Raw genomic sequence first — 24222 nt, forward strand, 5'->3', positions numbered from 1 at the left:
GTTCTCGATTTCCGGAAATTTCCGAAGTTTGCCGCCGACCAGGAGAATCAGGATCCACGGACGCCGAACACCGAATAGCCGACAATGCCGAGGACCATCGCCGCGGCCGCGGTCACGATCGCCGATGGGTGATCCCACGGCTGCACGAGCCATCCGGCGATAGGGACCTGTTGCAGGCCGGGCACGTAGGCCAGCATCAGTGCGGCGAAGGGCAAGCACCAGCTGAGCGGGCCGCCGAACAGCGTCGCGCCGAGCCCGAGTAACCCCGTCAGCCCCAGCGTGTCCCGGATGATCACCTGGCCCGGGACGGCTGGGACGAGAACGTGGCTCAACCCCAGCGAAACCGCGAGGACGAGCCCGGCGAGCCCGAGTAGATGCGCTGCCCGTCGGTGCGGCCAGGACAGTGCGGCGGTGCGGTCCAATCCCGGGTCGGGCCCCACCAAGCCGGTGGCGGCCGATGCGGCCCCCAGCGTCATGAGTACCGCAAGCGGCCGCAGGGAGAGCCGGCCGTCCCACCACCAGTTGGCGCCGCAGTACAGCACTAGCGCGCCGAGCAGCAGCACGAGTACGGACATCACGAACCGGCGGCTGCGTGCGTACAACACCAGCCATCTCATCCGGCAGTGCCGCGAGTGAGGATATCCAGCTGATTTCCCTGACAGGTCAGCCCGGCCTGCCGAAGGGCGGCGACCCGGCGTGTTTGTTCCCCGGCCGGTAAGGCGAACAAGCCGGAACGAGCCGATTCCCCGATGGTGGCGACCTTCGGGGCGAGATCGCCGAGCGCGGGCGCGGCGGCCAGGACCGGCTGGCGCGCACGCCGCCGGAACGCGTCGACCAGCCTGCGCGCCGCGATGGTCCACAACCAGCCGACCGCACTGCCCTCGACCGCGGCTCCGGCGAAGCTCCCGGCGGCCCGCCACACCGCGACGAAGGTCTCCTGCAGCACCTCGGCGACGATCTGCTCATCGGCACAGCGCCGCCGCAGCCGTACCGTCAGCCAGGGCGCGGTCCTGCGGTACAGCACCTCGAACGCACCCTGATCACCCCGCGCGACCAGGCGCACGAGCTCGGCCTCGTCTGCCGTTTCGATCCTTGCCCGGGCCCTGCTCACATCCGGCAAGACGTCACGAAGCCGCCGACGGTTCTGCATACGTAGTCGTGTACATCACAGGCGGGCTCGAGTCCGCCGAACGAACGGCGATTCAGCGGGTCGTGTGGTGGCTAGGACTGCGCGAGTTTGTTGCGCAGGACCTTGCCCGTCGGATTGCGCGGCAGCTCCTCGATGAAGGTGACATCCCGGGGCACCTTGTACCGCGCCAGGTTGGCCTTGACGTAGGCCTTGATCTCCTCGGCGTCCACCTTCGCGCCCGGCTCGGTGACCACGAAGGCCTTGAGGCGCTGCCCGAACTCGTCGTCCGGGACTCCGATCACGGCGGCATCGGAAACTTGCGCGTGCTCGACGAGCAGGTTCTCGATCTCGATGGGGTACACGTTCTCGCCACCGGAGACGATCATGTCGTCGTCACGGCCGTCGATGAACAGCAGCCCGTCGGCGTCGAAGTGCCCGACGTCCCCGGAGGAGAGCAGCCCGTCGATTTCTTCCTTGCTCCCGCCGCCGGTGTAGCCGCTGAACGCGATCCCGCTGCGCACGAACACCCTGCCCTGTTTGTTGGGCGCGGTGACCCGGTTGCCCGCGGTGTCGTAGAGGCGCACCTCGCAGCCGACGGGGCAGCGGCCGACGGTGCCCGGTGCCCTGCGCCAGTCCTCGGGGGTGGCCACGCTGGCCACGGCGACCTCGGTGGAGCCGTAGAGGTTGTGGATGACCTGCCCGAACACTTCGGTCGCGCGGTTGCCGAGCTCGGGGGAGAGCGCGGAGCCCGCGGTGAACACGATGCGCAGCGAGGAGGTGTCGTAGCGGGCGAGGGTCTGCTCACCGAGGTCGAGGATGCGCTGCAGCATGGTCGGCACCACGACGAGCGCGCTGGCCCGGTAGCGCTGGATGGAGTTGAGCGCGGCCTCCGGATCGAACCGCCTGCGCAGCACGGTCGTGGAGCCCAGTGCCAGGGTGATCAGGAACTGGGAGAGCCCGGTGCCGTGGAAGATCGGCGCGCAGATGAGCGTGGTCTCCCCGGAGCGCAGCGGAATGCGGTCCAGGAACTCGGCCGCTGCGAGCGGGGACCGGACCTCGCGCTGGGCGCCCTTGGGGGTTCCGGTGGTGCCCGAGGTGAGCAGCACGATGCCGCCCGCCTTGTCCGGTACCGGGACCTCGGCGTCACTGCTCGCGGCCACGGTCTCGGCGAGGGTGGGCACCTCGTGTTCCGCGTCCGGCTCGTCCACCCAGGCGAGGTAGCGGGTGACCCCGTCCGGCAGTGCGGACATGAGCTCGCTGAACTCCTCGTCGTACACGGCGATGGTGACGCCCTCGCGCTCGGCGACGTCGTGCAGCTGTGGTTTGGAGAAGCCGGTGTTGCCCAGCAGGGCTTTCGCGCCGGTCTTCCCGGCGGCGACCATGGCCAGCACCATCCCGTAGTGGTCCCGGCAGACGATGCCGATGGTGCTTCCCTGCCGCACCCCGGCCTCGCGCCAGGCCCTGGCCAGCGCGTTCGACTCGCGGTCCAGTTCGGCGAAGGTGTGCTCGGTGCGCTCGTCCACGATGGCGAGCCCGTCCGGATTGTGTCCCGCGGCGACCCGCACGGCACCGGTGACCGGGCCCCAGCGGCGCATGGTCACGGTGGAACGCAGTGCGTCGTCCAGCCGGAGCGGGTTGAACAGCCCCGCCTTGCGCAGCACATCCACCCCGCGCGCGACGGTGGGAATCCGTCCGGCGAGCGTGGGGACCTTCCCGAGCAGTGAAGCCACGGCACCTCCCAAGACCACGATGTCGATGCTGATTTCGCAACGTACCCGACAAGCGGGCGCACCGTAACCCAGAAACATTCCTGAACGACGGTATGTGCGCCTGCTCACCTGTCGGACGTGCCGGAGATAATGGGTCCGTGTATGTGATCGCCGGTGCCGCGGAGAACGGCTGGGATGTCCTGCGCTGCACCGAATCGGGCGCCGTCCTCGAGGCACGGACGGTGCCGGATCTGGTCGCCGCGGTGACCGCGATCGAACGCGCCGAGCATCCGCGCTGGGTGTTCGCTGAACAGGAATACGCGAGCCTGCTCGCGGCCGGGGTGCGGGTGCGGCGCTGTCACGACCTCGCCCTCGTGGAGTCGATCCTGCTGTCCTTCGAGGGGCGCTACGGCGAACCGGCCACGCTCGCCGCCGCCTACGCTCGCCTTGCCGGGTTACCCGTTCCGGAGGAGCAGGCGCGTGCCCGGCGCCCCTCGGCGCAGCCGGTGCTGTTCGAGACCGAACCGGATCCGTTGCCCGGTGGGGCGAGTCCCGCGCGCGCCTGCGCGGAGGTGCTCGCCGACCAGTTGCGCCGCATCGAGGACAGCGCCTGGGCGCCCCGGCTGCGGATGCTGGTCGCCGCGGAGTCGGCCGGTGCCCTCGCGGCCGCCGAGATGCGGGCGAACGGCCTGCCGTACCGCGCCGATGTGCACGCCGAACTGCTCACCGGGATGTTCGGCCCGCGACCGGCGAACGGGGCCCGCCCGAAGGTGCTCGCCGACCTGGCCACCGAGGTCAGTGAGGCCTTCGGCGGCAAACCGGTCAATCCGGAGCATCCCGGCAGCGTGCAGCGCGCCTTCGCCCGCGCCGGGATCGACCTGCCCTCCACCAAGGCCGCCGTGCTGCGCGAGATCGAGCATCCCGCGGTCGCCCCGCTGCTCCGGTACAAGGAGCTGTCCCGGCTCTACGCCGCGCACGGCTGGTTCTGGCTGGACGAATGGGTGCACGAGGGCCGGTTCTGTCCCGAGTTCGTCGTCGGCGGGGTGGTCTCCGGGCGCTGGGCGAGCCGGGGCGGTGCCGCGCTGCAGCTGCCGAAGCTGCTGCGCACCTGTGTGCGCGCGGATCCGGGTTGGCGGCTGGTCGTGGCCGATGCCGCCCAGCTGGAACCGCGGGTGCTCGCCGCGCTTTCCGAGGATGCCCGGCTCGCCGAGGTGGCCACCGCGGGCGATATGTACGAAAGCCTGGCCGAGGACGCGTTCTCCGGGCAGCGCCACGACGCCAAGATCGCCATGCTCTCCGCGATGTACGGCGGCACCGCGGGCAATGCGGCCGCGCTGCTCGCCGTGCTGCGCAAGCGGTTCCCCGAGGCGATCGGGTACGTCGAGCGGGCCGCGCGGCACGGGGAACACGGCCGCAGTGTGCGCTCGGTGCTGGGGCGGACCTCGCCCCCGCCCGCGGCGCTGATGGGCGAGGCGGGACTGGACTCGTTGCGCGCGGCGCGCGACTGGGGCCGGTTCACCCGCAACTTCGTGGTGCAGTCCAGCGCTTCGGACTGGGCGCTGACCGTGCTCGCCACCCTGCGCCTCGACCTGCTCGACGAACTGCCCGATGCCGAACTGGTCTTCTTCGTGCACGACGAGATCATCGTGCACTGCCGAGCACAGGACGCGCCGCGTTGCGCGGAACTGGTGGAGCGGGCCGCCGAACAGGCCCGCCGCCTCGTGTTCGGCGAGACGAAGGTGCGCTTCCCGCTCCCGGCGAACGTGGTGGACTGCTACGCCGACGCCAAATGAGCGGTGCCGTCAGGTGAGTACGGAAAACGATTCGACGCCGGCCCTAGCCTCGGCCCCATGACCACGAATTCGGCTGCCGGGGACTGGCGCGCGGTCAACCGTGCCAACTGGGACGAGCGGGTCCCGATCCATGTCTCGGGCACGTACTACGACCTTCCCGGGTTCCTCGCGGGCCGGGACACGCTACAGGAGTTCGAGCCCGCGGAGGTCGGTCCGGTACGCGGGAAGACCCTGTTGCACCTGCAGTGCCATATCGGGCTGGACACGCTTTCCTGGGCCCGCAGGGAGGCCGTGGTGACCGGTCTCGATTTCTCCGCGCCCGCCGTGCGGGTGGCCGGTGAACTCGCCGCCGAAATCGGGGTCGATGCCCGGTTCGTGGCCGCCGAGCTGTACGCGGCGGGGCGGGCGCTCGACGGGCACCGGTTCGACATCGTGTACAGCAGTTTCGGCTCGCTGTGCTGGCTTCCGGACATTCCCCGGTGGGCGCACACGGTCGCCGAGCTGCTGAACCCCGGCGGGTTCCTCTACCTGCTCGAGCTCCATCCCTATGCCGACATCCTCGGCGAGGACGGGCGAACCGTCGAGGAGGACTACTTCCACCGCGCGCCCATCGTGGTGGACGAGCCGGGCAGCTACGCCGATCCGGCGGCGAAGACCGAGGCCACCGTGACCGTCGAGTGGCGGCACGGCATCGGCGATGTGGTCAGCGCCCTCGCCGCTGCGGGGCTGCGCCTGGAGTTCCTGCACGAGCACAGCCACGGTCACTTCCGGCTGCCGGGCAGCCAGCCGGTGCCCCAGGTCTACTCGCTACGGGCGGCCAAGCCCACGGACTGACCATCCATTGACGGGGGAGACAGGTCTGTCTCATTCTGGACGGGTGCAGCAACTCGATCGCGGGCGCGCCTGGGCCGTCCTCACCGGTGCCACCCTGATGCTGTTCGTGCTGTTCGGCATCGCGTACAGCTATGGGCAGTTCCTCACCCCGATGGCGCATGCCTTCGGGGTCGGCACGGGCGCGGCCTCGGTGCTGTTCTCGCTGACCTCGCTGCTGTTCTTCTGCCTCGGCGTGGTCACCGCACCGCTGGCCGAACGGTTCGGGCTCCGCGTGGTGTTCGGGGCCGGGGCACTGGTGTTCGCCCTCGGCCTGTTCGCCACCGCGCCCTGGCAGGCCTATGCGGGCTACGGGCTCGGTGTCGGCCTCGGCATCGGGGCGATGTACGTCCCGGTGATCGGTGCACTCGGCCGCTGGTTCGCCCGCTACCGCTCGGTGGCGACCGGGATCGCGTTCTGCGGGATCGGGCTCGGCACGGTCGCCGGTCCGCCGCTGATCGCGCTGCTGGTCGCCGAATCGGGCTGGCGCACGGCGTTCCGCATCTGCGCGGTGGTCGCGATCGTGGCGCTGCTGCTGATCCTGCTGCTGCTCGCCCCGCCACCCGAACCGGCCGCAACCGTGCGCGGACGCGGGCGGGCGAACGGATTCGGCAGGCTCTACGTCTCCGCGCTGCTGCTCAACTGCGCGCTCTACGTGCCCTACGTGCACCTCTCGCCCGCGGCGATGCGGCTGGGGCTCTCCCCGGTGCGGGCGGCCGTGCTCGTCTCGGTGATCGGCGCGACCAGCATCGCCGGGCGGCTGCTGCTCGGGCTCGCCTCGGCGCGATTGCGCACCATGACCCTGTATCTCGGCTGCTACGGGTGTGTCGCGCTGAGCCTGCCGATCTGGGCGAGCGCGCAGGGGTATCCGCAGCTGCTCGTGTTCGCCGCGGTGTTCGGCTTCGGCTACGGCGGCTACATCGCGCTCACCCCGGTGGTGCTCGCCGAGCTCTACGGGGCGCGCGAACTGCCCAACCGGCTCGGCCTGATCTACACGGCGGTGGGAATCGGCGCCTCGCTCGGACCGGCCGCGACCGGATTTCTGGTACAGGCCACCGGTTCCTACCCGTTCGCCGGGTACCTGCTGACCGCCTCAGCCGCCGGCGGACTGGTGCTCGCGTTCGGGTTGCGCGTCGAGCAGGGTCAGGGCGGCGATCCTGGCCTGGTGCACCGTGCTGCTCCCTCCGGTGATCGAGGTGATCACCGCGGCGCCCTCCATCAGGGCGAATAGCTGTTCGGCGAGTGCGTCGTCCCCGGTGATCCCGCGCAGGTGCGCGCGGACCCATTCCTTGTGCGCGGTGATCGCGGCGAGCGTTGCCGGGCCTTGATCGTGTTCCCCGTGCGCGTTCACGAAGGCGCAGCCGCGGAAATCCTTCTCCGCCGCCCATTCCACGAGCACGTCGAAGAATCCGCGCACCCGCTCCCGGCGGTCCGCTTGGGATGTGCGTGCCCGCCAGCGATCGCGCCAGTACTCATCGCGTTCGGCGAGATAGGCGGCGACCAATTCGTCCTTCGAGCCGAAATTGCGGTAGAGGGTCATCTTGGCGACCCCGGCCTCCTCGATCACCGTATCGATGCCGACCCCGTGCACCCCGTGCGCGTAGAACAGCCGGTGCGCGGCCTCGAGCAGCCGTTGCCGTCCCGAGTTCGCCTGCGTGCCCATGCGCCCAGTTTAGGTCCCGGGCGCCGCCGCGCGCTCGGCCCGCATTCCCGGCCTCATGCCCGGCTGAGGGTGTGCCTGCCGAGGTCGGCGAGTTCCCGGTTCCCGGAAAGGCTCAGCGTCAGATCCAGTTCGGCGAGGAAACCACGCAGCACGTGCCGCACCCCGGCCTGTCCGGCGTGTGCGAGCCCGTAGGCGTAGGGACGGCCGAGCAGCACGGCGCGCGCCCCGAGCGACAGTGCCTTGATGGCGTCCGCTCCAGTGCGGATCCCGGAGTCGAACAGGATCTCGATCCGGTCCCCGACGGCCTCGGCGATATCGGGCAGTGCGTCGAGCGAGGCGATCGCACCATCCACCTGGCGGCCGCCGTGGTTGGACACGACGATCCCGTCCATCCCGGCCTCGACGGCCCGGCGCGCATCATCGATGTGCTGGATCCCTTTGAGCACAATGGGTCCGCCCCAATGTTCGCGCAGAAACGGGAGATTCTCCCAATTCCGGTCGGTTCCGGTGAACATCGGCAGCCAGCGTGCGACCGCCGAGCCGAGATCTTCCTCGGGGCTCGCGGACAGTCCCGCGCGGAACACCGGATCGGAGAAGTAGACCTCGGTGCCGATCCCGCGCAGGAAAGGCAGATACGCCGAATCGAGGTCGCTCGGCCGCCAGCCGAGTTGCCAGGTGTCCAGGGTGACCACGAGCGTGGTGAAATCGGCTTTCTCGGCGCGCTGCAGGATGCTCACGCACACGTCGGGATCGTTCGGCCAGTAGAGCTGGAACCAGCGTGATCCGTCTCCGTTGGCCTCGGCGACATCCTCGATGGAGTACGAGGACGCGGTGGACATCACCATCGGCACACCCAGGTCCGCCGCCGCACGCGCGGTGGCGAGTTCCCCTTCCGGATGCAGGATGGACTGCACGCCGATCGGGGCGAGCAGTACCGGGGCGGGCATCATCGTGCCGAGCACCTCGGTGGCCGTCTGCCGCGCGGTCGCGTCCCGCAGCATGCGGGGCACGATGCGCCAGTTGTCGAATGCCGCCCGATTCGCCTCGGCTGTCTTGCCCGCTCCGGCCGCGCCCGCCACATAGCCGAAGGCCTCTTTCGGCATGATTTCCCGTGCACTGGATTCCAGGTCGGCACCATTCGTGGTGAACGGAGGAACCTGATCGGCGAGCCCCGCCGCGTAAATTTCGCTCTGATAACTCCCGTGCCCCGCTGTCATCGTGATTTCTCCCTGTGTGCGCCCGCACCCCCCGCGTAATAAGCGTGCCAAACAAGATCATGTTTTAACAGGCCGCCGGATGAGCAACATCCGAAATTGTTGTGCTACTCCGGCGAGTACCGATCACTGTGTGGCCGAGATCGACTACTACGGTGAGTAGCGCGCTTGGAGTCGTATACTCCAAATGGGGTGGATTTTCCCGGCTTATCCGCCCGGTCCGGTGCAAAACGGTCAGCGTAATGACGCCGGGACTTTGGGATTCTTCGCAGGTGAGGCACCCTGCGAACAAGCGCGCAGCGAGGCGAGCGGTACGTAGGCGAGCACTTGTCGACCTTGGTGAGGATCATGCACAACCGGGCACTCAGCGTTACGGCGCTTCTGGGGGCCCGGGTGCGCGCCCTGCACCTGGTCGGTCCGGCCGCTGTGGTGAAGGCCCTGGACGCGTTCGTGCAGCTCGCCTTCGCCACGCTGATCGTGCTGATCCCGGGCAGTGTGCTCTCCGGCGCGCCGAACACCCTGGTCACCAGGGACATGGTGGGCGACCCCGGCGGGCGGTTCGCCGCCCACATCGCGACGGCGAGCGAACGGGTCCGCCCCGATGGGCACATGTGGCTGGTCATCGGGCTGTTCGCGGTCGCGGCGGTGAAGCTGGTGCTCGCGCTGCTCGTGTTGCTGCGGGCGAGGTTCGCGAACCTGGCCGCGGTGCTCGTCTTCGGTTTCCTTACCGTGTTCGAGGCATTGTGGTCGGCGCACGGCAGTCCGCTGCTGATGGCGATCGTCGCGGTGGACGCGGCCATCGTCGTGGTGCTGGCGACCCAGCTGAGTACCAGGGCACGGCTGACGATCCCATAGCCTGCTGCGCCGCAACGTCGGCGAAGTGCCTCCGCATGCCATATCGGCGCCTCGCGGCGTTGTCTTCCTCTCGCCGGGTTTTCGACGTCGCAGCGCCGCTGCGCTGTCGTCCGCCTTGCTGATCTCGGGCGCGGGTGTCCCGCAGGGGCACCGCCGATCCGGCTCCCGCTCGCGACGGCAGAGGACCGTCGGCCGCACCCTCAGCGGCCAGGCCGCCGGAGGCCGAGCCGCACCGCGCTCGTGACCAGCTGCTGATACCGCGAACCGAGGGCGCGCGGCATTCCGTCGATCGCGACCGCGTCGAACCCGATCAGCACTCGCGCCGAATTCTTGCGCACCGCACCGAGAATGCGCCGTGCCGCCGCGTCCGGGGTGGTGCGCGCGATCCGGTCGAACGCCGCACCCATGTCCTGGCCGACCGCGGGCCGGTAACCGTCCGCCTGGCGGGCACTGCGGGCGATGTTGGTGCGGATACCGCCGGGGTGCACACAGGTGACCCCGACCGGATGTTTCGCGATGCGCATTTCCTGGCGGAGGCTTTCGGTGAACCCGCGCACCCCGAATTTGGCGGCACAGTACGCGCTCTGTGTCGGAACCCCGATCAGCCCGAACACGCTCGAGATATTGACCAGGTGCCCGTCCCCGGACTCGATGAGGTGCGGCAGAAACGCCTTGCTCCCGTTGATGACCCCGTGGAAATTGATGCCCAGGATCCAGTCCAGGTCCTCGAAGGAGGTCTCCTCGAGTGCGCCGACGAGTGCCACCCCCGCGTTGTTCACCACCAGGTTCACCGCGCCGAAATCGGCCCGCACCGCATCGGCGTGCTCGAGCACCGCGGACCGGTCGGCCACATCCAGGGCATAGGAGCGCACCTGGGCGCCCGCGCGCTCGCAGGCCGCGGCGGTCTCGGCGAGCCCATCGGCGTTGACATCCGAGATCGCCAGCCGGGCGTTCGCGGCGGCGAGCTGACGGGCGAGGGCGGCACCGATTCCCGAACCGGCCCCGGTGATCACGGCGACCTTGCCATTCACGTTCCGCATGAAGCAGAACCTACTGTTAGTAAGTTAGATGCGCAAGCGCTCAGACGGTGACTTTCGCGCGGCTCAGGCTCGCCCACACCGGGCCGACCAGGAACCAGATCAGGCCCACCATGAGCAGCTTCGGCATGACCCCCTGCCACAGCGCCGAGGTGGCCGCGAGCGAACTCACCCCGAAGGTCAGCGCCGCCATGGCCGCCGCGGTGATCGCCACGGCGAGCGCGTATTTGCCGAACTCGCGCCATTCCTTCGCCGCACGCCCCGGCTCGCCGTAGCGCGGTGGCTTCACCGGCCGCGGTCCGCGGGCGAACCGGTAGGCGAACCAGCCGTCCGCCCAGCGCACCATGGAATGCCCGAACGCGATGCTGAACCCGAGGTACGCGGTGCCGAGCGCATGCCAGACGGTCGCGCTGGCCCCGCCGGAGAGGTCGAAGCCGATCGCCACGAGCAGCACCAGGTCCACGATCGGCACACCCAGCAGCAGCCCGGCACCGGTGCGCCGCATCCGCAGCGGGTACCGGAAGACCAGCCCCAGCGCGATCAGCACCCAGAACGCGGTCTCCGCGCCGAGCATCACCGCGGCCACCGGATTGGCGCCGAAGAACCCGAGAATCTTCCCCATGGGCACCAGCCTGCCGGTCCTGGCCCGCCGGTACCTCGGCCATCGGTCGCGACCCGCCTCAGTCTTTCGACGGAGCTGGTGTACCCGGGCATTGTGGTGTCATAGGGACGTGCTGACCAGGTTCCGTGAGGTGTTCGCGACTCCCGTGCGCCGGGACCTCCTTGCCGCCCTCACGACCTTCGCGCTCGGGATCGGGTTCTATCTCGCCGGGGTCGCCTCGACCACCGGGATCCCGCTCCAGGGGCCGTACTGGTCGCGGGTGCTGTTGTTCGGCGTCGCCTGCGCGGCCCAGCTGCTGCGCTCGTGGTCCACGTTCGCCGCGATCGGGGTCGCGCTGGCGTGTGTACTCGCCGACGGGCTGCTCGGGCCGACGCTGCCGATGGTGTTCGTGGTCGGCGATGTGGTCTTCAGCGTGGTGCTCTACACCTCGCGGCGGACCTCCCGGATCGCGATCGCGGTCGTGCTGCTCGCCGGGATCGCGGTGAGTGTGCTGTTCGCGGTGCTGCAAGGGAACTGGCGGCTGTTGTTCCCGATCGGGCTCCAGGTGTTCGCGATCGCGCTGGTGCCGATGTGGTGGGCGCTGAACGTGCGCTCCCAGGCCGAGATCGCCATCGCCGAACGGGAACGCGCGGTACTGGACCGGCGGGCGGCGGTGGACGGGGAACGGGCCAGGATGGCGCGCGATCTGCACGATGTGATCGCCGCGCACCTCTCGGCGATCGCGGTGCGCTCCGAAGCGGCGCTGCTGGTGCCCGAACCACAGGCGCGGCACGAGGCGCTGACCGCGATCCGGGGCGAGAGCCTGACCGCGCTCGAGGAGATGCGCGCGATGATCGGGCTGCTGCGCGCGGGAACCGAGGGCGGGACCGATTCCCGGCAGGCGCCGCGCGGACTGGCCGAACTGGCCCCACTGCTCGAATCGGTGCGCGCGAGTGGTTCCCGCGTGCACGCCGAACTGGACATTCCCGCCGTTCCCGCGGCCGTGGACCTCGCCGGGTACCGCATCCTGTCCGAGGCGCTGGCCAACGTCACCCGGCACGCTCCCGGTGCCGAGGTGCGCCTGCGGGTGCGGGCGCACGGGGACCGGCTGGAGCTCGAGGTGCGCAATGCCCTGACCGCGAGCGGTGGCCGTCCGGGCACCGGCATGGGGGTGACCAATATGCGCGAGCGCGCCTCGGATGTGGGCGGCACGACGCGGATCGGGATGTCCGGTGACCAGTGGCTGGTGCATGCCGAATTACCGCTCACCGGCGCCGTACTGGGAGTATGAGCGCGATGATCAGGGTGCTGCTGGCCGACGACCACGCCGCGATCCGTTCCGGCCTCGCGCTGATGCTCGGTGCCGCGGAAGGGATCGAGGTCGTGGGCGAGGCGGGGGACGGGAACGCCGCGGTGGAGCTCGCCGGGCGGCTGCGCCCCGATGTGGTGCTCATGGATGTGCGGATGCCCGGGCTGGACGGGATAGCGGCGACCGCGCGGATCCTCGCCGAGGGACATGCCGCGGTACTCATGCTGACCACCTTCGACCTGGACTCCTACGTCTACGGGGCGCTGCGGGCCGGGGCGAGCGGCTTCCTGCTCAAATCCGTGGACGGGCCCCGGCTCGCCGAAGCGGTGCGTACCGTGGCCGCCGGGGAGGCGATCATCGAGCCCGCCATCACCAAACGGCTGCTCGGCGCGTTCGCCGCGAGCGGGCCACCGGAGACCCCGGACTGGCTGGACGCGCTCACCGAACGGGAGCGGGATGTGCTCTCCTGCCTCGGCAAGGGCTACTCGAACGCGCAGATCTCCCGCGAGCTCTACGTCGCCCAGGCCACGGTGAAAACGCACGTGTCCAGCCTGCTCACCAAGCTCGGGCTCAGCTCCCGGGTGCAGGCCGCGATCCGGGCACGGGAGGCGGGCCTGTGACCGAGCTTGCGAGGTCACCATCAGACACAGTGACGCTCACAGGTCCGACGAGCGTCAGCGAGGAGGGCCTGTGACCGAGGTTCAGCAGACCGAACCCCCGCGGCTCTCGGTGTTCAGCTGGGTGGCCATCCACGCGCTCGGCACGGTGATCGTGATCGCTAACCTCGCCGCGACCCAGGAGACCGAGCCCTGGCTGTGGGCGGTCTACGGCTGCACGGTCGCGCTCTGGCCGGTCTATCTGGTGCTCGATTTCCACGAATCCCCGCGCACCTGGATCCCGCTCGCGCTCGGCAGCCTGGTCAACGCGGTGGTGGACGGGTTCGCCGTGGATGTGACCGCGATGCTGTTCGTCGCGGTGTTCATCGCCAGGATGACCTCGCTGCCCACACTGCGCTTCTCGGTGGCCCTCGCCGTGCCGTTCCTGGCCGGCGCGCTCGTCGCGGGCAGTGAAGCGGTGTTCGGCGAGCTGCAGTTCGACCACGTGCTCACCGTGGTCATACTCGGCATCGTGGGGTTCGGCCTGCGCCAGTACCGCGCCCAGGCCATGGCCACCAGGGAACTGCTCGAACAGACCAGGCGCACCCAGGCCGAGCAGGCCCGGGCCGCGGCACTGGACGAGCGCACCCGGATCGCCCGCGAACTGCACGATGTGCTCGCCCATTCGCTCGGTGCGCTCGGCGTGCAGCTCGAGGTCGCCGAGGCCATGCTGACCGAGGGCGGGGATCAGCAGGCGATCACCGCGCGGGTGTCCCGGGCCCGCAGGCTCGCCGCCGAAGGGCTCACCGAGGCCCGGTCCGCGGTGGCCGCGCTGCGCGGTGAGGTCCCCCCGCTCGCCGAGGCGCTGACCGAGATCACCGCGGCGCACGGGCGGGATCACCAGACCGAGACCGATTTCACCTGCACCGGGACACCGCGCCCGCTCGATGCCGCGGTCACCGTCGCCCTGTTGCGCGCCGCCCGGGAGGCGCTGACCAACGCCGCCAAGCACGCTCCGGGCGCCCCGGTGGCCGTACGCTTGGCCTTCGATACGGACACGGTCGGCCTCACGGTGCACGACAGCGGAGCGGGCGGACCCGTCGGTGCGGCGGGCGGCGGGCACGGGCTCACCGGGATGGCCGAACGGCTCGCCCTCGCCGGGGGCAGCCTCGAAGCGGGTCCGGCGGACGGTGCGGAAGGGACGGGATGGACGGTGCGGGTCAGCGTTCCGGATCAGCGGGGAGAGCAGCCGTGATCAGCGTGCTCGTGGTGGACGACCAGCACCTCATGCGGGAGGGGCTGGTCGCGCTGCTCGGGATGTGCGCCGATATCGAGGTCGTTGGCGAGGCCGCGGACGGGAAGGCCGCCGTCGAGTTCGTCGCGGAACACCGGCCCGATGTGGTGCTGATGGACCTGCGCATGCCGGTGCTCGGCGGGGCCGAGGCGACCCGGCAGATCCTGGCGCGCCGGTCCGGGACCGCGGTGCTCGTGCTGACCACCTACGCCGATGACGAGTCGATCAGCGAGGCGCTCGGCGCCGGGGCGCGCGGCTATCTGACCAAGGACGCCGGACGGGAGGAGATCGCGGCCGCGGTGCGCTCGGCGGCAGCCGGACACGCCACCTTCGACCGTGCCGTCTCGGACCGCTTGCTCGCGGCCTGGTCCGGTACGGCGAGCCAGCCGAATCCGGAGAACTCCGGCAAACCCGTGGGGCTGACCGGGCGGGAGGCCGAGGTACTGGGCCTGATCGCCGACGGCCTGTCGAACGCGGACATCGCCGCACGCCTGGTCATCGGGGAGACGACGGTGAAGACGCACATCAACAACCTGTTCGCGAAGATCGGCGTGCGCACCCGCGCCGAGGCGGTGCGCTATGCCTTCCGCGTCGGGATCGGTGGTTCTTAGCGGCCCCTCAGCACCGCGGACGGCGGGCGAAGTACACGTAGGCGGGCGGGAAATTGCGCATCACGGTGCGCGAGACCACGGTTTCCTCGAAGTTGTCCCGCAGCTCCCGGTGCTGACGGCGCGCGGGAGGGGCCCAGCGGCTCCAGGCGTAGGAGAACTGGGTGAACGAGCCACGCTCCACGAGCGAGTCCGCGACCAGTTCCACCAGCGGCTGCTTGTCCTTGGGCCAGTACGCCGCCCAGGGCAGCCCGCTGATCACCACATCCGCCCGCAGCCCGCGCGCGGCGAGCACGTCGAGCAGGTCGTGAGCATCGGCGCAGACCACGTCCACGCCGGGATAGCGGGAGGCGAGCAGCCGGGCCCATTCCCGGTTGCACTCGATCGCGACATGGGTGCCGCGCCCGCCGAGCACCCGCTGGGCGGCCGCGGTGAACGCCCCGGTGCCCGCGCCGAGTTCCACCACCGCGGGGTCACCGGTACGGGGAATGGGGGCGACCATCCGCTCGGCGAGATAACTGGAGCTGGGTACGAGTGAGGCCGTGGTCATGGGGGAGCGGAAGAACTGCCGCGCGAACCGCCAGGCATCGCGTCCCCTCGGCCGGTTCAGGTGCAGCGGGGAACCGGCACCGCTCGCCGGATGGGTCATGGTCAGCACTCCTGTCGGGAACGAACCTGCGCCTACGTCCATTCTCATGCAGCAACATACCCACTCGCGTCCTACTGTGGGTCGATTAGCCGGTGAATTCTCGGCGCGGGTACCGGGCAGTGCTCACATCCCGGGCATCGGGGGCATCAGGAACTGCATGGCCACCAGCATCGAGGCCATCCCGAGCCCCATCACGATCAGGCTCACCCGCACGGAGGCGCTGTGTTCCCCCGCCGAGGGAACCCGTCCGCGCGCCCACCACGCGGCCTGTGCCAGGAACCACGCCGCGAACACCACGGTCAGCCAGGCGAAGCCGGGAGTCGGCACCACGTACATGAAGGCCATGCCGAGCAGGTCGATGACGCCCATCGGGGTGAGCGCGGTCAGCCCGTGCCCGCGCATCCGCCCGCTGACCGCGAGGACGAGCCCGGCCAGCGCACAGGCCAGGAACACCCCCCCTGGGCCAGTAGCGGCGGGATCGTCAGCCACGGCAGGTTCATCAGCACCATGCCCGCGGCCATGAGCACGTGCCCGGCGTGCCACACCGCGAGCGGCCAGCCGACTCCGCGCATATGGCTCAGATGGACCACGAGGACCGCGGCGAACAGCAGCGCGGCGAGCAGGGCCGCCCAGGTGCCGAGCACGTGCCCGCTGGACACCACGAGTACGGCCACCGCACCGAGTGAGCCCAGCCCGATACGGGTGATTCGGTGTGACCCGGGAGTCTTTTTGCCCACCGTAGTCGATCTTGTCATCGAGGCCGTCCAGTAACGTGCACGTCAGAACAGGTTTCTTCGCTTGGAAGTAAAGCAGAGTGGGGTGCTGACGTGTTAGAAGCGCCTTCGGTGAAACGAGTGCTGATCGTTTCCGCGAACATGGGTGAGGGGCACAACGCGACCGGCCGCGCGCTCGAGGAACGGGTGCACGCACTGTGGCCGGATGCGCAGGTCCGCTGGGTGGACACGCTGGACGCGATGGGCAAGGCGGTCGGGCCCGCCTTCCGCTGGACCTACGTGACCAATGTGGAGTCCACGCCGTGGCTCTACGAGTTCTTCTACGACTCGTTGTGGCACCGGCCCTGGTTCGCGCACGCCGCGAAACGGTTCGTGGCGGAATGGGCTGGCCGCTCGCTGCGCGGGGTGCTGCGCGAGTTCCGCCCGGATCTGGTGCTGCCCACCTATCCGCTCGGCACCGCGGGCCTGAACTGGTTGCGCCGCAGGGGAGAGCTCTCCGCCCCGGTCGGTGCGTGGATCTCGGATTTCGCCCCGCACCCGTTCTGGGTCTACGACCGCATCGACCGCAATGTGGTGATGCACGATGTCGCGACCGGCCCGGCGCGGGTGTGCGTGCCCAAGGCCCCGGTCTCGGTGAGCAGGCCCCCGGTCACCGGCCGGTTCGTGCCCGGTGACCGGCTCGCCGCGCGCAAGCGGCTCGGTCTTCCGGTGGACGGGTTCGTGGCCGTGGTCTCCTGCGGATCGCTCGGTTTCGGCTCGGTGGCCGCCGCGGTGCACGAACTGCTCACCGCCGACGATTCGGTCACCGTACTCGCGGTGTGCGGGCGCAACGATGCCTTGCGCGCCAAGGTGAACGCGGTCAGTCCCGGGGATCCGCGGCTGATCGCCTACGGCTGGACCGACGAGGTTCCCGATCTGCTCGCCGCCTGCGATGTGCTGGTCACCAACGCGGGCGGGGCGACCTCTCTTGAGGCGCTGGCCTGTGAACGCGCGGTGCTGATGTATCAGCCCATCGCCGCGCACGGGAAGGCCAATGCGCGTCTGATGGCCGATGCCGGGCTCGCCCTGTTGTGCCCGGATCGTGGTTCGCTGACCAGGACGGTGCGCGAACTGCTCGCCGAACCGACGCGGCTGGCCGCCATCGAGCGCCGGGCCCGCGAACACGTGCGCGATCATCCCAGTCTGGACGAGGCACTGGTGGACCTCGCCGGGTCCGCGCCCGCCCCGCACCGGGTGCGCGCGCAGGACTCGATTTTCCTTTACGCGGACGGGAAAAATCATCCCCAGCAGCTCGGCGCGGTGCTGATCCTGCATCCCAAGGAGGACGGCACCCTGCCGGGGCGCGCGGAGGCCGAGGTGCTGTTCGGCGCGCTTCCCGGTGGGCGCAACCGGATGCGCCGCCGCTGGCTGCGGCATCCGCGGCTGGTGGACGACCGGATCCGGGACAGCGACATCCGGCTGTCCCTTGTGGACATTTCCGAGCAGGTCGCCGAGCAGGGAGAGGAAGCGGCGCTGGACGCCGCGCTCGGGGAGTTCTTCTCCGCGCGGCTGGATCCCTATCAGTACGCCGGGCGAGCACGGCTGGTCAGCGGTCTCGAAGGGGGACGCGCGGCGTTCCTGGTGAGCTCACACCATTCCTTCGCCGACGGGATGGCGGTCACCGGATCGCTGGTGTCCGCCTCGCGCGGAAACCCGTGGCCGCAGGAACTCGCGCCGTTCGACGAGCCGGAGAAGGTCACCCCGCGGCAGCTGGTGCGCGGGCTGTACACGCTCGCCCGCGGCGGCGCGGTGAAACCGAATTCGCTCAACCGCACGGTCACCACGCGGGAACGCCGCTATCGGCGGGCCTGGCTGGACCAGCCGGGACTGAACAAGATCGCGACCGAACTCGGCGTCACGGTCCCGGATGTGGTGCTCGGCCTGCTCGCCGAGGCCCTGCGCGCCGAGGTGCCGGACACGCAGAACGGCGCCCGGCTCACCGTTCCGCAGTCCACCCGCAGTGTGCGGACCTTCCGTTCGGCGGGGAACCACACCGGGGCGATCCGGCTCGATCTCCCGGTCGCCGAGATGGAGCTGCCCGAGCGGATCAAACGCACCGCCGAGGCATTGCGTGCCGAGGAGGAATCCGGGGCGCCCGCTGCCGCGCGGCTCGTGGTGCGCGCCATGGGCGGCTTGCCTGCCCCGTTGCACCGGGTGCTCGCCGGTAACTTCAACTCCGGCAACTGGTTCAACATGATCGCCTCGATCCTGCCCGGCGCACGCGGGGTGCTCAAGGTACGCGGTTCGCTGATCGGTTCGGTGTACCCGATCCTGCCGCTGGCCAAGGGCACCGCGTTCGCCGCGGGATTCATGTTGTGGGCCAAGGAGGTCACCGTGTGCATCGCCACCGATCCGGACGGAGTGGAGACCGCCGAGCGGTTGTGCGCGCGCATCGAGGCCGAGTACGCCGCGCTGCGGATGAGGACCGCGTGAGCATGAATTGGGCCGGTGCGCGGGTGCTGATCACCGGGGCATCCTCCGGGATCGGCGCCGAACTCGCCCGGCTGCTCGCCCGCCGTGGTGCGCACGTTCTCGCCGCCGGGCGCACCGAATCCGCGCTGCACGGGCACGAGAACTTCGCGGGCGATCTCGCCGAACCGGGTGCCTGCGCGGAACTGGCCGCCGCGGCCGGCGAGGTCGATGTGTTCATCGGCAACGCCGGGATCGGGTACGCCGGGGATTTCGCCGCCATGCCAGCGGAAAAGATCGGTGAACTGATCACCGTGAACCTGACGGCGAACATGCTGCTCACCCGCGCGCTGCTGCCCGGGATGCTGGACCGGGGGCACGGCGCGCTCGCCTACATCACGAGCATCGCCGGTGCCATGGCGGTGGCCGAGGAGGCCGCGTATTCCGGGGCGAAGGCGGGCATGGCCACCTTCGCGGAAAGCGTGCGGCTGGCCGCGCGGCCGAGGGGAGTGCGGGTCAGCACCGTGGTTCCCGGGGTCGTGGACACCGCGTTCTTCGACCGGCGCGGCGCCGCCTATGACCGCTCCCGCCCGCGACCCGTTGCGCCGCAACGGGTCGCGCGGGCCACTATCGCCGCCATCGAACGCGGCAGGGCCGAGGTGTTCGTGCCCGCCTGGCTGCGGTTCCCGGCGCGGCTCGGCGGGGCCGCACCGGGACTGGTGCGCGCCCTGCGGAGCCGCTTCGAATAGCCGCTGTCGGCTAGCCGGTGAACGCCTTGGTGAAATCGAGCGGGCTCTGCGCCACTCCGCTGCAGGTGGAGGAGGCGCGGGCGGCGGAATCACAGGCCTTGTCGCGGTTCAGCGACCAGAAGGAGAGCCGGCCCACCTGATTCGATTTGGCCCATCCGGCGACCGATTTCGCATTGTCCATGGTGAACGTGGAATTGTCGTCGTTGGTGCCGATCATCGGGGTGATGCCGATATTGGCGTTGCCGTAGCCGGAATCGATGCCCTGGATCTGTTTGAGTGTCGCCTGCGCGGCACTGGTCGCGGCCTTGCCCATGTCCTGGTTGCCCTGGTTGTAGTCCATCGCCATGATGTTGACGATGTCGATGCGCACCCCGGCGTCCTTCGCGGCCTGCACGGGTTTCAGCCCGTCCTGGGTGAGCCCGTCCGGCAGCACCGGCAGGGTGACCGAGACCTTGAGGTCCGGGTTACTCGATTTGAGTGCTTTCACCGCTTTCATGTTCCGCGCGGCGGCCGCGGTGTCGTTCTGCGCGGCGCCCTCGATGTCGAAGTCCAGCTGGTTCACCTTGTAGGTGTCGATGATCTGCTGGTAGCCCTTCTGGATGGCCTGCTGATCGGTGCAGGTCCAGGCGAGTGGCAGGCCCGAGGCGCCACCGGTGGAGATGATCGGGCTCGCGCCCTCGGACCGCGCCTTCTCGATCTCCCCGTCGACCTTCGGATCCTTGCCGATCGGCAGCGTGTCACCCCAGATCTGGTCGCATCCGGACCCGGTGACGAAGGCGGCGCTGAACGACTTGAGGCCGGCCCCGGTTATCGCCTGGTGGAGCATGTCCACCTGGGAATTCGACATGTCGACATAGGGGGCGGCGGTCGCGCTCGCCGTGGTCTGCGCGGAGGCGGCGAACGGGACGGCGAGCGCGCACCCGGTGACTGCGGCGAGGGTGGTGGCCAGGAAGGACTTACGGGACATCTGATCTCCTCGGCTCTGCGAAAGAGGCACTCTTGGAAAAGCGCCACGTAGCATCGCAGCGGCCGAGCTTGATCGGTACCGACGATCGTGGCTTCACAATTGACCGAACCTCGTAGGATGGGGTCGGTGACACCAGCGAACGGAATCAGCGAACGAGGAGAAGCCCATGATCGACCGGTTCGAGGCGGGTAAGGACACCGTCCAGGAGCTCACCGAGTCGGCCTCGGCGCACATCGGCAATATCGCCACGATCGTCACCGGCGCGGTGCGCGATGTGGCCCGGGAAACGGGTGACTGGCTGACCGAGCTGATCACGATGCCGGAGGCGGCGGCGCGCTCGACACGGGACGAGTGATCCCCCGGTCCGAGCCGCACGCGCCCGGTCCGGGGGATCCACTGTCTCCGCGTTATTTCTCGATGGCCGCGCGGATGGACTCCTTGAGTGAGCCCATGGTGGCCAGCACGGCGGTCGGTTCGTAGCCGCAGTGCGCCATGCAGTTGTCGCAGCGGGGGTCCTTGCCCCTGCCGTATTTGTCCCAGTCGGTCGTCTCGATGAGTTCCTTGTAGGTCTTGGCGTACCCATCGGACATCAGGTAGCAGGGTTTCTGCCACCCGAAAAGGGAATACGAGGGAATTCCCCACGCGGTGCACTGGAAATCGACCTTGCCCTCGAGGAAATCGAGGAACAGCGGCGAGTGGTTGAGCCGCCATTTCTTGCGGCGCCCGTCCGCGAACACCTTCTTGAACAGTTCGCGGGTTTCCTGCACACCGAGGAAGTGGTCCTGGTCGGGAGCCTTCTCGTAGGCGTATGCGGGAGAGAACTCCATCTCGTCGACCTTGACCACGTCGTTGAGGTAGTCGAAGGTGTCGATGATGCTCTGCGGGGTGTCCGTGGAGAAGAAGGTGGAGTTACTGGTGACGCGGAATCCGCGGGACTGCAGCTCCTTGATCGCCTCCATCGCCTCGTCGAAGACGCCTTCCTTGCACACCGAGGCATCGTGCGCGTCCCGCAGGCCGTCGATGTGGATGGCCCACTGGAAATACGGCGAAGGCTTGAAATCGAACTTGTCGATCCGCTTGCGCACCAGCATGGCGTTCGTGCACAGGGTGACGAACTTCTTGCGCTTGACCAGTTCGTTGACGATGACGTCGATCTGCGGGTGCATCAGTGGTTCGCCGCCGGAGATGGCGACCATGGGCGCACCGGATTCCTCGATCGCGCCGACTGCCTGTTCGACCGGCATCCTGCGCTTGAGCACATCGGCAGGGTGCTGGATCTTGCCGCATCCCGCGCAGGAGAGGTTGCACGCGAACAGGGTTTCCAGTTCGACGACGAGCGGGAATTTCTTCACGCCCTTGATTTTGTTCTTGAAAATGTAGGCACCTACACGAAGTGCCTGTCGCACTGGTACAGCCATGCGAGTTTCAGACCTCCAAATCTACCGCGGGAGTGTTGAGGGTCGTCGTTTCCTCGGCCCATTTGCGCATTCCTGGTCCCACTCTACGCAGCGTACGAATCGCCGCGATGCCCGCGGTCACGGTGCGCGGGTGGGAAAGCGGGAAACGCGGAGTGTCGACGACGGCCCTGATGACCGCTCGGGGACCGGTCACCCGGTGCATCAGGTGCGCGGATTCCATATCGGCGATGAGCGCACCGGTCGCGGCGAGTTGGGATCGCCGCGCGCCGTGCACGATCGCGGCCGTGGTGACGACCGGTCCGAGGTGCACGGTGAGTCCTGATTGGCGCAGCAGCGCGGCGAGGCGTTCGGGTTCGGTGAGCGCGAATCCGGCCCCGTCCTCGGTGCGTACGCAGGTGCCGACGACGAGGTCGCCCGCCGACACGGCACCGTCGAGAGCACCGCCGAATCCGGCAACGACGACCGGTTCAGCGGTGGCGGGCGCGGCACGCAGCGAGCGCGCCCTGCCCATTCCGGTGCGCAGTACGTGCGCGCCCGCGCCGCGCACCGAAAGGGCTTCGATGCGCAGCGGGGCGAGCACGGTGACAGTCATGCAGGCTGATCCGTTCCGAGGTAACGGCCGATCGCGTTGATCGGGAAGACCAGCCGGTAGAGCTCGTAGCTGATGTAGAAGTCGCCGGGGAACCCGGTCCCGGTGAACTGTTCCTCGTCCCAGCCGCCGTCGGCGCGCTGGTTGCTCATCAGCCAGCGGATCCCGGCGTCCACCTTGGGACCGCGCTCACCGGCGGCCAGCAGGGCCAGCAGCGCCCACGCGGTCTGCGAGGGGGTGGAGGTTCCCTTACCGCTCCACGTCGTGTCCACATAGGACCGGAGGTCCTCACCCCAGCCGCCGTCCGGGTTCTGCTTCTCGTACAGCCAGGCGACCGCGCGCCGGATCCGGTTGTCCCCCGCGGAGATGCCGGACTTGATCAGCGCGGGAACCACGGCCCCGGTGCCGTAGATGTAGTTCGCGCCCCAGCGGCCGTACCAGGAACCGTCCTCCTCCTGGGAGTTGAGCAGCCAGCGCAGTCCATCGCTGGCCGGCCGGCTGTGCGTCATGCCCAGCGCGGCGTACATCTCCACGATGTGCGCGGTGACATCGGCCGATGGCGGGTCGATCACCGCACCGAAATCGCAGAACGGCACATAGTTGACCAACCACTGGGTGTTGTCCGCGTCGAACGCGCCCCAGCCGCCGTCCTTGGACCGCATCGCGGTGAGCCAGGTGGTCGCCTTCTCGATCGAGGCCCGTACCGCGCCCTGGTGCTGCGGGTGCTTGACCCGGTTGAGCGCGAGCACGATCTCCGAGGTGTCGTCGGTGTCCGGGTAGATGTCGTTGGCAAACTCGAAGGCCCATCCACCGCATTCCACGCCGGGCCGCTGCACCGTCCAGTCACCGGGCACGGTGATCTGCTCGGCGAGCAGCCAGTCGGTCGCGGTGACCACGGACTCGTTGTCCGCCGGGATGCCCGCGTCGAGCAGGGCGTTGAGCGCGAGCGCGGTGTCCCACACCGGGGACTGGCAGGCCTCGAACCAGCGCATCGTGCCGTCCGGGGTCTCCTCCCAGACGGTGAACCCGTCGAGCCCGTTGATCGCCTTGTCCAGCACCGGATGGTCCATCTGGTAGCCGAGCAGGGTCAGCGCGATGATCGAGTACACCCACGGGGGCTGGATGCCGCCCCAGCCGCCGTCGGCCTCCTGGCGGGCGATGATCCACTCGCCGACCTGGCGCAGCGCCGATTCGCGCAGCGGCTTGACCGGGGAGTCCTCGTGCCGGTGCAGCAGCCAGTCCAGCCCGTTGAACGCGGTGCTGAAGAAATCGTCGCGCAGCTTGTCCCGGGCATCCACCAGCCGCATCGGGTTGAGCTCGGTGAGCTTGGGCAGTTTGGGCAGCGCGAAGATCGAGCGCTTCGGCTTGTCGATGTAGAGCTCGGTGATGCTGATGCCCAGTGAGCGCACCGGGCGCATCGCGCTGACCACGGTGAGCGCCATGACCGTCTGGCGCGCCCAGGCGGCCCAGTCGTAGGTGTTCAGCGGGAACCAGGAGGGCAGGAAGATCATCTCCGGCGGCAGCACCGGGAGGTCGTCCCAGGACCATTCACCGAACATCGCGAGCCAGAACCGGGTGAAGATCCGGGTCTTCGGGATACCGCCCTGGGAGAGGATGTAGTCCCGCGCCAGCCGCATGTGCCGTACCTGCGGGTCGTCCCCGGCGAGGCGGAGCGCGATGTAGGCCTCGACCGTGGTGGACAGTTCGGCGGGACCGCCGGGGAAGGTCGCCCAGGTGCCGTCCTCGGCCTGCTGGGAGCGGATCCAGCGGGCGGTCTGCTCGGTCTGCTCCTCGGTGCGGATCCCGAGGAACTGACGCAGGAACAGATCCTCGGCGTCCATCGTGACGTTGGTCCGCAGCTTGCCTTTCCACCAGCCCTGCTCGTTCTGCAGGGAGAGCAGGTGCTCGCGGGCGCGCAACAGCGCCTCGGTCACCTCGGCTTCATCGGTGGTCAGCTCGCTGTCGAGTACCGTATAACTCACGGTTACAG

At 69.3% G+C, this 24222-nt stretch carries 24 protein-coding genes and 1 pseudogene; 11 read left to right on the top strand and 14 right to left on the bottom strand.

Annotated elements, in window-relative coordinates; all coding sequences use genetic code 11:
- Positions 1–47: 47 nt before the first annotated feature.
- From AD72_RS25100 to AD72_RS25110, 3 genes are all read right to left on the bottom strand, one after another.
- Positions 48–605: a hypothetical protein gene (locus AD72_RS25100; protein ID WP_156365369.1), complete on the bottom strand. Its 558-nt coding sequence runs from the start codon at positions 603–605 to the stop codon at positions 48–50.
- Positions 606–613: 8 nt separating this feature from the next.
- Positions 614–1150: an RNA polymerase sigma factor gene (locus AD72_RS35965; RefSeq protein WP_082469152.1), complete on the bottom strand. Its 537-nt coding sequence runs from the start codon at positions 1148–1150 to the stop codon at positions 614–616.
- Positions 1151–1221: 71 nt separating this feature from the next.
- Positions 1222–2859 carry an acyl-CoA synthetase gene (locus tag AD72_RS25110; protein WP_031469043.1) on the bottom strand — a complete coding sequence of 546 codons (1638 nt, stop codon included), beginning with the start codon at positions 2857–2859 and terminating at the stop codon, positions 1222–1224.
- 137 nt (positions 2860–2996) lie between these two features.
- On the opposite strand from AD72_RS25110, the gene AD72_RS25115 reads away from it, so the two are divergent.
- The 3 genes and pseudogenes from AD72_RS25115 to AD72_RS37725 all read left to right on the top strand — a co-directional run.
- Positions 2997–4631: a bifunctional 3'-5' exonuclease/DNA polymerase gene (locus tag AD72_RS25115; protein ID WP_031469044.1), complete on the top strand. Its 1635-nt coding sequence runs from the start codon at positions 2997–2999 to the stop codon at positions 4629–4631.
- 57 nt (positions 4632–4688) lie between these two features.
- Positions 4689–5465, top strand: coding sequence for a class I SAM-dependent methyltransferase (locus tag AD72_RS25120; RefSeq protein ID WP_031469045.1), 777 nt, complete (start codon positions 4689–4691; stop codon positions 5463–5465).
- Between the two features lie 97 nt (positions 5466–5562).
- Positions 5563–6573, top strand: a pseudogene (locus AD72_RS37725) (MFS transporter); the annotation flags it as partial.
- A gap of 21 nt (positions 6574–6594) precedes the next feature.
- On the opposite strand, the gene AD72_RS35970 reads toward AD72_RS37725, so the two are convergent.
- Positions 6595–7164 (bottom strand): TetR/AcrR family transcriptional regulator, encoded by a 570-nt coding sequence (locus tag AD72_RS35970; protein WP_156365370.1) that lies wholly within the window; start codon positions 7162–7164, stop codon positions 6595–6597.
- Positions 7165–7217: 53 nt separating this feature from the next.
- The gene (locus AD72_RS25130) at positions 7218–8381 is read right to left on the bottom strand and encodes a lactate 2-monooxygenase (RefSeq protein WP_031469047.1); all 1164 of its coding nucleotides are present in this window, start codon (positions 8379–8381) and stop codon (positions 7218–7220) included.
- Between the two features lie 345 nt (positions 8382–8726).
- Between AD72_RS25130 and AD72_RS25135 the strand changes: the two genes are divergently transcribed.
- Positions 8727–9233 carry a DUF2127 domain-containing protein gene (locus AD72_RS25135; RefSeq protein ID WP_031469048.1) on the top strand — a complete coding sequence of 169 codons (507 nt, stop codon included), beginning with the start codon at positions 8727–8729 and terminating at the stop codon, positions 9231–9233.
- A 200-nt stretch (positions 9234–9433) separates the two neighbouring features.
- Here the strand turns inward: AD72_RS25135 and AD72_RS25140 are convergent, their stop codons facing one another.
- Together AD72_RS25140 and AD72_RS25145 are read right to left on the bottom strand one after the other, a co-directional pair.
- On the bottom strand, positions 9434–10273 hold the full coding sequence (locus AD72_RS25140; RefSeq protein WP_031469049.1) for an SDR family NAD(P)-dependent oxidoreductase: 840 nt from the start codon (positions 10271–10273) through the stop codon (positions 9434–9436).
- Positions 10274–10313: 40 nt separating this feature from the next.
- On the bottom strand, positions 10314–10892 hold the full coding sequence (locus tag AD72_RS25145; RefSeq protein WP_031469050.1) for a hypothetical protein: 579 nt from the start codon (positions 10890–10892) through the stop codon (positions 10314–10316).
- A 109-nt stretch (positions 10893–11001) separates the two neighbouring features.
- Here AD72_RS25145 and AD72_RS25150 point away from each other — a divergent pair, with 109 nt between their 5' ends.
- The 4 genes from AD72_RS25150 (at position 11002) to AD72_RS25165 (ending at position 14681) form a co-directional block, all read left to right on the top strand.
- Complete coding sequence (locus AD72_RS25150) at positions 11002–12162, top strand: sensor histidine kinase (RefSeq protein ID WP_051898992.1); 1161 nt, start codon at positions 11002–11004, stop codon at positions 12160–12162.
- Positions 12159–12800 (top strand): response regulator, encoded by a 642-nt coding sequence (locus tag AD72_RS25155; RefSeq protein WP_031469052.1) that lies wholly within the window; start codon positions 12159–12161, stop codon positions 12798–12800. Before AD72_RS25150 ends, AD72_RS25155 begins: the two co-directional genes overlap by 4 nt.
- A 70-nt stretch (positions 12801–12870) precedes the next feature.
- Positions 12871–14031 (top strand): sensor histidine kinase, encoded by a 1161-nt coding sequence (locus tag AD72_RS25160; protein ID WP_051898993.1) that lies wholly within the window; start codon positions 12871–12873, stop codon positions 14029–14031.
- Complete coding sequence (locus tag AD72_RS25165; protein ID WP_031469054.1) at positions 14028–14681, top strand: response regulator transcription factor; 654 nt, start codon at positions 14028–14030, stop codon at positions 14679–14681. Before AD72_RS25160 ends, AD72_RS25165 begins: the two co-directional genes overlap by 4 nt.
- 7 nt (positions 14682–14688) lie before the next feature.
- Here AD72_RS25165 and AD72_RS25170 read toward each other — a convergent pair whose 3' ends face one another.
- The 3 genes from AD72_RS25170 to AD72_RS37255 form a co-directional block, all read right to left on the bottom strand.
- On the bottom strand, positions 14689–15327 hold the full coding sequence (locus AD72_RS25170) for a class I SAM-dependent methyltransferase (protein WP_082469154.1): 639 nt from the start codon (positions 15325–15327) through the stop codon (positions 14689–14691).
- A gap of 123 nt (positions 15328–15450) precedes the next feature.
- Positions 15451–15729: a DUF5134 domain-containing protein gene (locus tag AD72_RS37250; protein ID WP_031469056.1), complete on the bottom strand. Its 279-nt coding sequence runs from the start codon at positions 15727–15729 to the stop codon at positions 15451–15453.
- The gene (locus tag AD72_RS37255) at positions 15711–16001 is read right to left on the bottom strand and encodes a hypothetical protein (RefSeq protein WP_031469057.1); all 291 of its coding nucleotides are present in this window, start codon (positions 15999–16001) and stop codon (positions 15711–15713) included. The genes AD72_RS37250 and AD72_RS37255 overlap by 19 nt, the downstream gene beginning before the upstream one ends.
- 171 nt (positions 16002–16172) lie before the next feature.
- On the opposite strand from AD72_RS37255, the gene AD72_RS25185 reads away from it, so the two are divergent.
- The gene (locus AD72_RS25185) at positions 16173–18533 is read left to right on the top strand and encodes an MGDG synthase family glycosyltransferase (RefSeq protein ID WP_197285072.1); all 2361 of its coding nucleotides are present in this window, start codon (positions 16173–16175) and stop codon (positions 18531–18533) included.
- A 2-nt stretch (positions 18534–18535) separates the two neighbouring features.
- On the top strand, positions 18536–19258 hold the full coding sequence (locus AD72_RS25190) for an SDR family NAD(P)-dependent oxidoreductase (protein ID WP_031469059.1): 723 nt from the start codon (positions 18536–18538) through the stop codon (positions 19256–19258).
- 10 nt (positions 19259–19268) lie between these two features.
- Here the strand turns inward: AD72_RS25190 and AD72_RS25195 are convergent, their stop codons facing one another.
- Positions 19269–20225: a chitinase gene (locus AD72_RS25195; protein ID WP_031469060.1), complete on the bottom strand. Its 957-nt coding sequence runs from the start codon at positions 20223–20225 to the stop codon at positions 19269–19271.
- A gap of 166 nt (positions 20226–20391) precedes the next feature.
- Here AD72_RS25195 and AD72_RS25200 point away from each other — a divergent pair, with 166 nt between their 5' ends.
- Entirely contained in the window at positions 20392–20580 is a 189-nt protein-coding gene (locus AD72_RS25200; RefSeq protein WP_020497094.1) for a hypothetical protein, read from the top strand.
- Positions 20581–20632: 52 nt separating this feature from the next.
- On the opposite strand, the gene hpnH is transcribed toward AD72_RS25200, so the two are convergent.
- Genes hpnH through shc form a run of 3 tightly spaced genes read right to left on the bottom strand, consistent with a single transcriptional unit; the run spans position 20633 to position 24214 of the window.
- Positions 20633–21643, bottom strand: coding sequence for an adenosyl-hopene transferase HpnH (gene hpnH / locus AD72_RS25205; RefSeq protein WP_031469061.1), 1011 nt, complete (start codon positions 21641–21643; stop codon positions 20633–20635).
- Between the two features lie 7 nt (positions 21644–21650).
- Complete coding sequence (locus AD72_RS25210) at positions 21651–22235, bottom strand: nucleoside phosphorylase-I family protein (RefSeq protein ID WP_031469062.1); 585 nt, start codon at positions 22233–22235, stop codon at positions 21651–21653.
- Positions 22232–24214, bottom strand: coding sequence for a squalene--hopene cyclase (shc, locus tag AD72_RS25215; RefSeq protein ID WP_031469063.1), 1983 nt, complete (start codon positions 24212–24214; stop codon positions 22232–22234). The genes AD72_RS25210 and shc overlap by 4 nt, the downstream gene beginning before the upstream one ends.
- Positions 24215–24222 lie beyond the last annotated feature (8 nt).

This window comes from Sciscionella sediminilitoris (assembly GCF_000737195.2).
GTDB classification, from domain to species: Bacteria; Actinomycetota; Actinomycetes; order Mycobacteriales; family Pseudonocardiaceae; genus Sciscionella; species Sciscionella sediminilitoris.